This window comes from Synoicihabitans lomoniglobus (genome assembly GCF_029023725.1).
GTDB classification, from domain to species: Bacteria; Verrucomicrobiota; Verrucomicrobiia; order Opitutales; family Opitutaceae; genus Actomonas; species Actomonas lomonigloba.
Genome location: NZ_CP119075.1, coordinates 1,907,824 through 1,920,668, shown reverse-complemented (window position 1 = coordinate 1,920,668; position 12,845 = coordinate 1,907,824). Strand labels below are relative to the sequence as shown.

The window sequence follows — 12,845 nt, the reverse complement described above, 5'->3', positions numbered from 1 at the left end:
CTAGGGTTTCCGCCATACGTTGTTGTGCGCGGCGAGCAAGGCGTCGGCACTGGCTGGTCCCCAAGAGCCGACGGGATAGCTGTCCATGCCTTCACGACCAGCGGCAGCCCAGGCTTCGAGCACGGGCGTGTAGAGTTTCCACGAGGTTTCCGCTTCGTCGCCCCGGATGAAGAGCGTGCCATCCCCGATCATGGCATCGAGCACGAGACGCTCGTAGGCTTCCGGCGTGTTGGAACCGTAAGTCGTGCTGTAGCGGAAATTCATCTTCACCGGTTGCATCCGGGTTTCGAGTCCGGGAACTTTACCGTTCAGAATGAGGCTGAGACCTTCATCGGGTTGGATTTGGAACGACAAGGTGTTGGCTGCGAGATCAAACCCGCCCTTGGCGAACAACGTGCCGGGAGGACGTTTGAACTGCACCGCGATCTCCGTGACGCGACGCGCCATGCGCTTGCCGGAGCGGATGACAAACGGCACGCCCTGCCAGCGCCAGTTGTTGATGGACAGACGGATGGCAGCGTAGGTCTCGGTCGCGGATTCGGGCGCGATCCCCTCCTCGTCCAAGTATCCGGGCTCGGGCTTGCCCCCGATCATGCCGGCCGCGTATTGCGCGCGGGACACATCGCCATTGGCTCCGAGGTCGAGCGGCTGGATTGCGCGCAGGAGTTTCACTTTCTCGTCGCGAATGGCTTCGGCATCGAGCGACACCGGCGGCTCCATCGCGGTGAGCGCCACGAGTTGCATGGTGTGATTTTGAATCATGTCGCGCAGCGCGCCACTTTGTTCGTAGTAACCGCCGCGCGTGCCGACGCCCACTTCCTCGGCCACCGTGATCTGCACGTTGTCGATGAAGTTGCGGTTCCACAGCGGCTCAAAAATGGAGTTCGCGAAACGCTGCACCAACAGGTCCTGCACCGTCTCTTTACCGAGATAGTGATCGATGCGGTAAACCTGGTGCTCTTCCAGCACGTTGCGCACGGTCTGATTGAGTTTGAGAGCCGACTCCAGGTCGCGCCCAAACGGCTTCTCGATGATGACCTTCGCGTGATGGGGGTGATCGATGTGCTTCTTGGCCAGACCGCTCGATCCGAGGTTGGTCAGAATGGGACCAAATACCGACGGCGGCGTCGAAATATAGAACAAGGGCTGCACGTCGCGACCGACCTTTTTCTCGATCTCGGCCAAGTGCTCCGCCAAACGGTCGAAGGCGGCCGGATCGTCATAGCCGCCAGCCACATAGGTGGTGCGGGCGGCAATACGATCCCAGACGTCGTTGCTCAGCTCGCGCCGGGAGAACTCCTTGATCGCGTCGGCCGCCAATTCGCGGAACGCCTCGTGGGAGATCTCTTTGCGGCCATAGCCGATGAGATGAAAATCCGGCGGCAACAGATTATCCGCGGCCAGATTATAGACCGCAGGAATCAACTTGCGGGCGGTGAGATCACCGGAGGCACCAAAGATCACGACCGCGGTCGGAGGTGCACCACGATGCTTGCTGAGTCCCTGTAAGAAAGGATGGCGGGAAGTTTCGGCCATATGGCAGCAAGAAGACACGCAGCCGCCCAATCCTAGCAAGGCCGAACCCGCGATTTGACCGCATCCGTCCATGAACCTTCTTGCTGCAATGGATCAGTGCCGTCGCTTCAACGCCGCATTCGCAAAATGTTTGATTTCAGGATCGGCCGCGGCATCGGCTCGGGGCCAAGCCACTTCCACGATATCAAATCGGTGCGTCCGGGGAGGCTCGGCCAGTCCACGCAGGTAGGCGTTGATGGCCCGGCGCATGATTCCCCGCTTATGCTCGTTGACGGCATGATAACCGGGCACGAGTGCGTCGGCGGAACGGGTTTTGACTTCCACAAATACCAGAATCGCGCCGTCCCGCATCACCAGATCAATTTCCTCGCGCCGATCACGCGGGTTGCGCCAATTGCGGGTCACGAGCCGGAACCCGTGCTCTTGGCAAAGAAATCGCTCCGCCCAACGCTCTCCGGCGGTCCCGCGATCGATTGGTGACCGGCGTTGACTCAACCATTTTAACAGCAACGCTCTCAGCATCCTAATCGTGAGTGGAGCACAGGGTGCCGTCGCAACGCGAGCCCGCAGCTTCGCCGAGAGTTACTCCCCCCATCAGAACGACTTCCATGGCCGCACCGAATGCCGCAGGCGCCTTGCGCCGCTCCTTGCTCATCAAAGTAATCGCCAAGCCGGCGCCTAGTAAAGAGGACGTGACATCCGTCATCGAGTTGACCTCCACCAAGGTCGTCGAGGCGCTGCAGGCTCAGTCCATGACGCTCTACCTCGTTGAAGGTAACGACATCACTTTCCGTCACATTTACTATTCGCCGACGCTGTGGGAGGCCGAGCCGAGCAAGGAAGAAACGTTCCGGGCCACCGCGGAAAAATTGCTCGATCTCAAGCTGCCGCTGGGCACCGGCAATGTGGGCAAGGTCATCCAAACGGGCGAACCGTTGTTCTTTACCGCCGACGGACCGGATGGTGATTCGCTCAAAAACATGAACACGGGCTTCGAGGTGCGCTCCATGCTGACAGTGCCGCTTAAGGCCAACGTCAACATCGGTGCGATTCAAGTGCTCAACAAGGAGCCGGAAGCCGGCACCGACGGCCAGTTCACCGAGAACGACCTGCAGCTCCTCGTCGAGGTCGCCGAATACTCCGCCACGCTCATCCAGCGCATGCTGGACCCGAAGTTTAAGCTCAACGCCGACGACACGGCCAAGTTCATCGCTCGTCTCACCGACACCCCGCTGATCACCGATGAAAAGGAAATCGAGGTCGACGAAAAGCTCGTGGAGGTCGTGGGCGATGCGATCATTCGTCGCGAAGGGATTTTCCCGCACAAGCAACTGAGCCCGAACTCGGTCGCCGTGCTCATGAGCAACCCGCTCGACTATGCCAAACGCGAGTCGTTCCAGATGGCGACCGAGTTAAACATCGAGGAAACCCGCGTCGCCTCCGCGACGTTCATTGAGAATCTCGTTAAAAAATACTTCAAATCCGACACCGCTGTCAGCGGTGATTCCGATGTCGATATCGGCGGGGTCGCCGATGTCATCAGCACGGCCTACAGTCCGTCCGGCGATGCCGGCGAAGTCAGTGCCGCCGACCTCGAAAGCGAAGACTCGGCTCCCATTGTTCAACTCGCCAATCGTATCATCGAGGACGCCTACATCTCCGGCGCATCCGACATCCACATCGAGCCGCAGGAAAAGAACCTGATCGTCCGCTACCGCGTTGACGGCCTTTGCGCGGAAAAACTTCGGCTGCCCAGCCAAGTGACCAACGCTCTGGTGACCCGGCTCAAGATCATGTGTAATCTTGATATCGCCGAACGCCGCCTGCCCCAGGATGGCCGTATCGTCTTCAAGAAATACACCAAGAAGAATATGGACATCGATCTGCGTGTCGCCACCGGACCGATGAATCACGGCGAGAAGGTGGTCATGCGTATTCTTGATAAAACCAAGACCACCCTGCCCCTGCCGGCACTCGGATTCTCGGAGGAAAATCTCGAGAAGTATCGCGCCTGTATTCAACAGCCCTACGGCATGATCCTGCACTGCGGTCCCACCGGCTCGGGTAAGTCGATGACCCTCTATTCGGCGCTGGCCGAGATCAATCACCCCGACGTCAACATTCAGACCGCCGAAGATCCGATCGAATACACACTGCCCGGTCTCAATCAGATGCAGATGAACCGGCAGATCGGGCTCACCTTCGCCCGGGCGTTGCGATGCTACCTGCGAATGGATCCGGATGTGATCTTGGTCGGTGAAATTCGTGACTCCGAAACCGCCGGCATCGCCGTGGAAGCGGCCCTCACCGGTCACTTGTTGGTCTCCACCCTCCACACCAACGACGCCCCTTCAACGGTGAGTCGTATCGGCGAAATGGGCGTCGAACCGTTCAACGTTTCCGCGTCATTGTTGTGCGTCTGCGCCCAGCGTCTCATGCGCCGGGTGTGCAAAAATTGCAAAATCGCCTACGAGCCCGAGGGACGCGAAAAGATGCTCATGGAAAAGGCGCTCGGTTGGAGTGGCCAGGTTTTCAAAGCCAACCCGCAGGGCTGCCCCACGTGCGGCGGCATGGGTTACAAGGGCCGCGTCGGTATCCACGAACTTATGGTCAATAGCGAGGAACTCACCGCCGCTATCAACAAGGAAGTTGAGGTCGCCGAGCTCAAACGCATCGCCATGCGCGACGGGATGAAGACGTTGCACCAGGACTCACTTCTGAAGGTGAAACAAGGACTGACGACCATCGAAGAGGCCTTGGCCAATGTGCCGCCGGATATGATCAAGTAACCACCTGCCATCGGCCCGGTGACATCGGTTTAATTGCCCGCTTCGGCGGCTTCAACCGCCGCCTTCTTTTCGCGCTCGGCGGCAGCCTCCCAATCCTCTCGCTGCCGACGGGCCGGAGGGAAATTCTGGTGACGACGTTCCACTTCCCGCAGGACTTGTTCCGCCACCGTGCGTTCGCCTTCGCGATCCAGTTTTCGCACGACGTTCATAACTTCCAGTCCCCGTTCCAGCGAACCATCGAGACGAAAGCGAATGTTGGAAATCAAGGCCGGCCAGTTTTTCTCACCCGTGTTGAGCGCGATCTCCCGCACCAACAAATCGTTCTGGCGACTGGCATACCACACCGGACGAGCCCGACGTAAATCGCTGATCAGCGTGCTCAGCACTCCCCAGTTACTCTCCGCAATGAGTTGGTCACATCGCTCGAAGAACCGTTTGGGCGAAAGCAATTCCGGTCGATCCTCCGGCTCGGGTCGCGTCATAAACGGTTCCGGTTCGAGCTCAAGATCGTCGCCGTCGGCCAGCAGCGGAATTTCCGGAACGCGCTCGACCTCGGTCTCCCCCACCCGTTCCCGCACTCGTTCCGCCTCACGCGCCACCTCCGTGCTGTTGGGGTAGCGCCCCCGGGCCAGTTGCCACACCTTCAATGATGTCTCCAACCGTCCTCCACGTTCGAGGCGCTCGGCCATTTCCTTCATCGAATTGAGCGCGATCGGCATGGTTCGAATGCGTTCCAGAATACTGCCCGCGGATCCCTCTTCCCCGGTTTGTAAATGGTTCGCCATGGCACGTTGAAGAGCGATCCAAACTTCCCGGCCTCGCTGTGGTTCGGCATTGGCCGTCTGAGTCTCATACTTGTCCAACAACTCCAGCGCTTGCGGTGGGTCTCCCCGGGTGATCGCCGCATCCACCTGCACCATGAGCAGGGAAGCATCGTCGAAGCCCATTTCCTCAGCGCGGCTGATGGTCTGGTCAAACAGATCCCACGCCTCAATTTCCGCCAACGGACGTGCCACCATCAACAAGTTTGGCAGGGTCGCGCCGAACCGAATGAAATATCCCTGCAGCTGTTCATGCGCGGCCTGCGCTTCACCGATCAGCTGCTCCTGCACGATGGAATAAACCATCGGTCGCGGACTCATGGGTTGGCTGGCCCGCATGGCCGCGAGCGTCTCGCGCATGACGGTGAGGTCGCCCTCTTCCCGGGCGAGCCGCACACGCACGCGTTCACTGCCCCCGAGTGCCCCACTTCCCTTCTCCCAAGCATCAAGGGCCACATGTGCTTCCTCAAACCGCCTGAGTTCAACCAGTGCGATGACACGGGATTCGTGCAGGACTTCGCTCATCTGCGATTGGTTCGCGGTCCACGTCACCACGTCGTCGAACCGTTCGTCGGCGATCAGCACCCGAGTGCGTTGGTCGATCATCCACTCCCGATCACGATCCACCGCCGGTCCGGACTGTGTCAGGGCCGCATCCAATGCGTCCAGCGCCACGTTGAAGTTATCGCCGATCATGGCCGCGCGTAAAAACCGCTCCATGGCGTCCCGTCCCGGATACCCCCGCTCGATTCCGGCTTCGAGGAGTTTGAGGCCGCGGTCCCGTTGGCCTGCGGCGATGAAAAACATCCCCAACCGCTCCCGGCCATTACGGTTGTCCGGCGAACGTGCCAATCCGGCCTGTATCCTGACAATGGCTTCACTCCAGTTGCGGGACTCCATGGCCGCGAGGCCTTCCGCAATATAGGCATCACCCCGTTTGCGACTGATCTCGCTCCACCGCACGGGCACGAGCACGCAATCCGCCCACGTCACCAGATTATGGGGACGCTGATTGAGCACGAAAAACCACGCCGTCACCAAGCCGAGATAGGCCATCAGGGCCAGGGCCGCCAACCAGAGCACCAGGCCCCGCCCCATGATCCGAAGCTTTGACCGCCGACCGTGTTTCCCATCGACCAGAATCCACAACCCCAGTCGCCAGTTTTCACGACCGCTGATGGTCGGCTTCCAGCTGAAACTGAGGCGGGGTATTTTCATGAATCCTCGGGTCTAGTTTTGGTGCACGCTTTGCGCCCCGCGAACCGCTTCGGCGATGTTTTCCGGATGCGATTCCGGCTCACCGTGGTCGTGATTGAAGCGCATCGAAACCGTCTTCGACACCCCTCGCTCCTCCATCGTCACGCCATAGATTGCCTCGGCCGCCGAGACCGTGCGCTTGTTGTGGGTGATGATGATGAACTGGGACTCGCCCACGAATTTCTTCAGCAACGCGGTGAAGCGACCGATATTCGATTCATCCAACGGCGCGTCGAGCTCGTCGAGCAAACAGAACGGTGATGGTTTCACCATGTAGAGCGCAAACAGTAACGCCACCGCGGTGAGCGTTTTTTGGCCACCGGACAACAGGGTGATGCTCTTCAGTTTGGTGCCGGGAGGTTGGGCGGTAATCTCGATACCGCTTTCAAGGATATCCTCGGCCGCGATCAATTCGAGATTGGCCCGTCCGCCGCCGAACAACGTGTCGAAGGTGTATTTGAAATTCTTTTTGATCTGCTCAAACGTGATCGCGAACTGCTCCTGCGAGGTCCGGTTGATTTCATCAATGGCCGAGAGCAACTCGGTCTTGGCGTCGGTCAGGTCACCACTCTGTCCTTTGAGGAAATCGAAGCGCTGTTTGAGCTCAGCATACTCCTCAATCGCCACCAAGTTGACCGCCCCCATCGAGTTGAGGCGCTGACGCAAGGCATCGACCTCGGTTTTAATGGACGGCCAGTCGGTCTCCAACATGGCGTCCAAATCGGCCTGAGTGGGATCTCCTTTGGGCTCCTTTTTCTTGCGACGGCGCTTCGGTGTGGCGTCGGTGGATTCGCCGCTTTCGGTTTCCCCACCCTCGTCGTCATCGTCCTCGAGATCGAGCGTCTGCATGTCGGGCGGCTCTTCGTCGGAACGCCACAGCAACAGCTGCCAATCAAGCCGGTCCACCGCAGTATCGTATTCGCGGGTGACGTCTTCGACGATGAACTGCGCGCGGGACTTCGCTTCGGCGAGACGCACTTCGGATCGCCCCAAGTCCCCCTGGGCTTGTTCTGAAGCTGAACGCAGTCCTTGCTGCGCCGCTTCCACGGCTTCGATTTCGCCTTCGACCTCGCTGAGCTTGGTGCGAATTTTTGCGACCTGATCCTGTGCGACGACCAGGGTTTCGCCGATTTGGGAAGCCCGGGCCCGGCTGGACTCCGCCTCGTGTTCCAGGGCGACGATTTGCTCCGACCACACTTCGATTTCCTGTTGTCGCTGGGCGAGGATCTGCGCGATTTGATCGCGGCGTTTTTCCATGTCGGCAATGCCCCGGTCCAGCACTTCGACTTTTTGGCGACGCTCCGCGAGTTCCAGGCGGGCCTGAGCGAGGGTTTCCCGCTTAACGTCGCGATCCGTGCGGACCTCGACGACGCGGACTTCGATCTCGTCAATCCGGGCTCGGGCCGACTTGGCCTGCTCCTCCGCTTGGACGAGCCCCGCTTGCGCTTTATCGAATCGTTCCTGCGCTTCGTTGCGCGCCGCTTCGAGTCCCGCCAGTTCGCGTTCCATGCGGCCGATGCGCTGATTGCCCTCCTCCAAGGCACGTTGGACGTTGCGCTGTTCGGTCTGGGTTTCCGCGACGAGCTGGGTCGCTTCCAGCACTTCCCGACGTTTATCTTCGAGGGCTTGCTCCGCCGTGGCGATACGCTGGTTGATCAGCTCGATAACCTGTTTTTGGGCTTCGTGTTTCTGCTGTTCGTCGGCGATGGCCTTGGCGGTTTCGCGCAGGTCGATCTCGCGCTGCACAATGCTGTTTTCCGGCTTCTTGTTAAAACCGCCAAAGACCAATCCGCGGCGGTCCACCAGTTCGCCCTTGCGTGTCGCGACCGCCACGAAACTGAAATTCGGGTTCGTGGTCCAGAAATCCAAAAAGGCATCGAGATCGTCGGCCAAATAGCACGCGCTCAACAACGCGGTGGCGGGATGCGCCGCATCCAAATTAATCAACGCCCGGGTCGCGGGCTGCAAAAAGGACGGGAGTTCGCCGTTGGCATCGGGAGTCGTGCCCATGCCTTCGACCTGCAGCACGGCGCTGCCGATTTGTTCCTGTTCCAGCTGGGTCAGCACGCGCCGAGCCGTCGCAAGATCAACGACGTGAATCGCTTCCACCGCGGCGCCGAGCAGCGCCTCCACTGCCTTGCCGGCGGCGGGGTCGACTTGCAGATTCTTGGTCACGGGTGTCGCTGTCTGTCCGTCCAACGCTTGGTCGAGGCGGCCCTGCAGCACGGCCTTGGCGCCGGCCCCGAAACCTTCCCACTTTTCCTGCAGTTGCTGGAGGAGTTTCAACCGCGCCGAACGTTGCGCGAGACCGCGGTCGATATCCTGCAAGACACGCTGACCTTCGCGAAACTCGCGGGTGGCATTGCCAATCTCTTGCTGGGCCTCCGCCGAAGCTTGATCGAGGCGTGCTTTGCCGGCGCGGGCTTCCTCCAGACGGAGATCGATTTCCGCCGCGCGTTGCGTGGTGGCCGCCTGTTCCTGGCGCGCACTTTCCATCTGCTGCTCCAGCAGTTCGTGGCGCTGCACGGAGGTGCGTTGGTCCACCTCAAATCCCGTGGTGTCGGTGCGCAGACGCGCAATCGTGCTCTCCATTTGGAGCAGGGAAAACTTGGTTTGCTTCAACTCCTCCTCGAGTTGCGTCAGTTCGGATTCCGCCACGGCCAGTTCCCGGTTGCGGTTTTGGAAAACGGAATCGCTCGTGCCGAGCAGCGACAGCTGCTCTTGCTTGTCCTGTGCGCCGGTATCCACCTGATCGGACAACTCGCGCATCTGCATATTCAGCTCGCCGAGGTTGTCCTTCGAGGAAGCCAGACGATCTTCCAAACCCGTGCGTTTGATGCGGGCCAGATTGCCGCCGTTTTCCGCCTGTTCGCGCTGTGATTTGAGATCGAAAACCGCTTGCTGGGCATCTTGAGCGCGTTGGTTGAGGCGCGAGCGCTCGGCCTTCTTTTCCTCCAATTCGCCCTGTTCGGTTTCGAGTTTGGTGCGGCGCTCCTCGGCCGCCTGGCGCAAGCCGGACAAGCGCGTTTCCAATTCGGCAATGGTCGCCGCGAGATTGCCATGTTGGTGCGCGCTATGGGCCAGACTGAGGTGCCGCAGGCGAAAACTGAGACGTTTGTAGCGCAGTGCTTTGGAGGCTTGTCGTTTTAGACTGCCGATTTGACGCCCCACTTCGGAGATCACATCGGCAACCCGGGCCAAATTTTGCTCCGTCAACGAGAGCTTGTTCATCGCCTCGCGACGCTGGGCCTTGTATTTGGTGATACCGGCCGCCTCCTCGAATACCGCCCGGCGTTCCTCGGGTTTGGAGGAGAGAATCTGGTCGATCTGGCCCTGCGCCATGATCGAGTAGCTGGTTCGGCCGATGCCGGTATCCATGAACAGTTTTTGGATATCCTTCAGGCGGCAGGATTGCCCGTTGAAGAAATACTCACTGCCACCATCGCGATGAACGCGGCGCATGATCTCGATCTCGTGAAACTCGCTGCCCAGCTGCTTCTCGCACTCGGTCAACAGTAGCGATACCTCGCATAATTGCGACGGACGCCGGGAATCCGTGCCCTCAAAGATGACGTCCTGCATCTTGCCGCCGCGCAACGCTTTGGCGCTTTGCTCACCGAGCACCCAGCGGATACCGTCGGCAATGTTGGACTTACCGCAGCCGTTGGGACCGACGATGGCGGTGACGCCCGGTTCAAATCGAAGTGTGGTGGGGTCGGCGAACGATTTGAAGCCGTGGAGCTTGAGGGCTTTGAGATACATGCGGGCGCTAAAACGACCGATTGAAGAGCCGTCTCAGCCTCCGGCAATGGAAATCCCGATGCGCGGGAAAATTGATCCAGCGACGGAGTGACCGAGCACTTCCTCGGTTCGGAGCGTTTTTAAGACGCATTCGTGACTACGGGGCCGAAAAGCTCGTCGCCAGAACCTGAAACGTGAGCCTAGGGCCGGTCCCATCTGGACGTTGGGCGGCAAGCCAAACAATACCGCCAGTCGCCTGAATCGGTGGCCGTGAGGCCATCGCCACCAAGGCGCACGCCATCGCAGGTTGTCCATTTAGCTGCAGCAGCGCGGTGAACCCGAAAGCCGCCTCCTGTTTCGTTGTTTCAGGGCCCCATTTGAGTTTGATCGGTTGGGCGAACTGAGGGTGCATTTTAACCGTCGGCTCGACGCCGCCGCGGTTGCGCCATACCGACCAACGCGATGGCGGGCTCACCACCGCGGGTAAACAGTCCCGCACTTCCGGGATATGGGCCACGAGTTTCCAAAACTCCATCAACATCGGCTGAGCGCCAATCATCCCGTGCTCCAGCTCGGGCGTGAGCCCCAGAGCCGTGACCAACGGTTGCGCTGCTTCCACGATTCGCGCGTCGAACGGTTTCGACGTCCGCGACCGATATTTAAACTTCGCGAGCTGAGGGTCAGCGGTCACGCGCTCCCGCATCAGCGTCCAACCTTCGCACGCGCGATCAAGCCCCACCGCGAGTAGGTCGCGGTTGACGCTTAGCTCGACCCGCTTCTCCGCGACACCAGTAAGGTCCGTCGCGTCAATCGGACCAATCACCCGCACGGCCAGGTTAATCTTCTCGTCCGAAAATTCCAGCGCGGTGCCCGTGATGCTATAGATCCTCATGGGAGGCGACGTCTCAATGACGGGAGTAGATGGGGAGGTGCTACCAGTCTGGGCCACGAGTTCCACCAGCCATTGAGTGGTCTCTCCCTCATCCTCGAACGCCACCAGGCCCGTTACGGTATCCCCCAATTGGAGGGTTGCCCGGGTCTGAACAAACTCACGTTTCCGAACGGCGACATCAAATCGCGAGGCCACCTCAGTGATCTCCTCCTTCCAGTCAATCCACTGCAAAGACGGGTAGTGAATCTCCTCGGTATCGGCCGCCACCAATCCGAGGGGCACGAACCACAAAGCGAACATCCTCAAGCCCGCCATGGTCCAAGAGCGATTCACTTGTGGTCCCACGGAAAGGCGGCGTCGACCTTCGGGCATTTCCATGTTTCGAAAACCTCGAACATTTTGCCGGGGTTGAGGATTCCTTGAGGGTCGAGGGCGCGCTTGATCGCTTGCATCGCACCGATCTCCGCCGCCGAATGTTGGAGTCGCAGGAATGGGGTCTTGGCCAAGCCGATGCCGTGCTCCCCGCTGATGGCTCCGCCGAGCTCGACGACCTTTTCCATTAATTGCTTCACGGCGGTTTCTGCCCGGCGGCAGGCGTCGGGATCCGCTTTGTGATACATGATGTTCACATGCAGATTGCCATCCCCGAGATGGCCGAAGGTGGGAATGGCGAGTCCCGACGATTTGCGCAGGCGATCGAGAAAGCGGGCAAACTTTTCATAGGTCGCCAACGGCACCGTGACGTCCTCATTGAGCTTGCCGTCGCCCATCTGGAACATGGCCCCCGAGCACTTGCGCCGCACCGCCCACAGTGACTCGGCTTCGTCACGGGTGCGAGCGGTGCGATGGCCGAGTGCGTGCACTTTCGCCCAAGCGAGCACCGTTTTTTTGGTCTCCTTAACCTCGGCGGCGCTGCCGGCCAGTTCGAGTAACACAACAGGCCGGCCCGGTTGCCCGGGGAAGATGGTCGTGCCCATGGCGCTCTCGGCGCATTGCACACTGTGCCGGTCTAGAAACTCACAGATAGCCGGCTGAACCCGAGCCTTAAACAACGCCCGGGCGGCCCGGAAAGCGCTTACTTCGTCGGGGAACGAAGTCAGTAAAGTCCAGCGCGCTGCCGGTTGCGGAATCAGTCGCAACACCGCATCGGTCACCACGCCAAGCATACCTTCGCCGCCGATCCAAAGATCGCGCAGATTGAAACCTGCCGCGAATTTGCGGGTGGCCGTGCCCCACTCCACGTATTCACCGGTGGGCAGAAAGCCCTTCAGCGCGATGATGAAATCGCGTGTCACGCCGTATTTTCCCCCGTGCATGCCACCGGAGTTGCAGGCAACGTTTCCCCCGATCGTGCAATAGGCCTTGGAAGAAGGATCAGGCGGGTAAAACCAACCACGCGCGGCTGCCGCGTCCTGAATTTTCGCTATGACCGCCCCGGCCTGCACGTGGGCAAATCCCGCTTCTGCGTCGATGCGGATACGGTTAAGTTTCAAGAGGTCCAAAACCCAGCCACCTTCGCGCGGTGTGGCCGAACCCATCAACGTGGTGCCCCGTCCGCGCGGCGTCACCGGCACCCCATAACGATTGGCCAGCGCGAGCACGACGCCCACGTCTTCGCGCTGGCGCGGTTTGATGACGGCATGCGGTAAAAATGACATGCGACCGCTGTCGAATGAAGCGGCGTAGCAGGTGTCTGGGTCCGTGAATACCAGGGCGGATCCCAGCTTACGCTTGAGCAGGCTGGTGGCAGTCGAAAGTGAAGAACGAGGCACAGCGCCGATCATGCCGATGGCACGAATCACTCGGCAA

At 60.0% G+C, this 12,845-nt stretch carries 7 protein-coding genes; 1 reads left to right on the top strand and 6 read right to left on the bottom strand.

Annotated elements, in window-relative coordinates:
• Nucleotides 1–1,536, bottom strand: coding sequence for a glucose-6-phosphate dehydrogenase (gene zwf, locus PXH66_RS07475; RefSeq protein ID WP_330928853.1), 1,536 nt, complete (start codon nt 1,534–1,536; stop codon nt 1–3).
• A gap of 93 nt (nt 1,537–1,629) precedes the next feature.
• Nucleotides 1,630–1,941 carry a YraN family protein gene (locus PXH66_RS07470; protein WP_345781725.1) on the bottom strand — a complete coding sequence of 104 codons (312 nt, stop codon included), beginning with the start codon at nt 1,939–1,941 and terminating at the stop codon, nt 1,630–1,632.
• Between the two features lie 203 nt (nt 1,942–2,144).
• Between PXH66_RS07470 and PXH66_RS07465 the strand changes: the two genes are divergently transcribed.
• Nucleotides 2,145–4,325 (top strand): ATPase, T2SS/T4P/T4SS family, encoded by a 2,181-nt coding sequence (locus PXH66_RS07465; RefSeq protein ID WP_330928851.1) that lies wholly within the window; start codon nt 2,145–2,147, stop codon nt 4,323–4,325.
• 29 nt (nt 4,326–4,354) lie between these two features.
• Here the strand turns inward: PXH66_RS07465 and PXH66_RS07460 are convergent, their stop codons facing one another.
• From PXH66_RS07460 to PXH66_RS07445, 4 genes are all read right to left on the bottom strand, one after another.
• Nucleotides 4,355–6,364, bottom strand: coding sequence for a tetratricopeptide repeat protein (locus PXH66_RS07460; protein WP_330928850.1), 2,010 nt, complete (start codon nt 6,362–6,364; stop codon nt 4,355–4,357).
• 12 nt (nt 6,365–6,376) lie between these two features.
• On the bottom strand, nt 6,377–10,165 hold the full coding sequence (smc, locus tag PXH66_RS07455) for a chromosome segregation protein SMC (RefSeq protein ID WP_330928849.1): 3,789 nt from the start codon (nt 10,163–10,165) through the stop codon (nt 6,377–6,379).
• 136 nt (nt 10,166–10,301) lie between these two features.
• Entirely contained in the window at nt 10,302–11,303 is a 1,002-nt protein-coding gene (locus PXH66_RS07450; protein WP_330932302.1) for a hypothetical protein, read from the bottom strand.
• A gap of 62 nt (nt 11,304–11,365) precedes the next feature.
• Nucleotides 11,366–12,808 carry an FAD-binding oxidoreductase gene (locus PXH66_RS07445; RefSeq protein ID WP_330928847.1) on the bottom strand — a complete coding sequence of 481 codons (1,443 nt, stop codon included), beginning with the start codon at nt 12,806–12,808 and terminating at the stop codon, nt 11,366–11,368.
• Between the last annotated feature and the right edge of the window lie 37 nt (nt 12,809–12,845).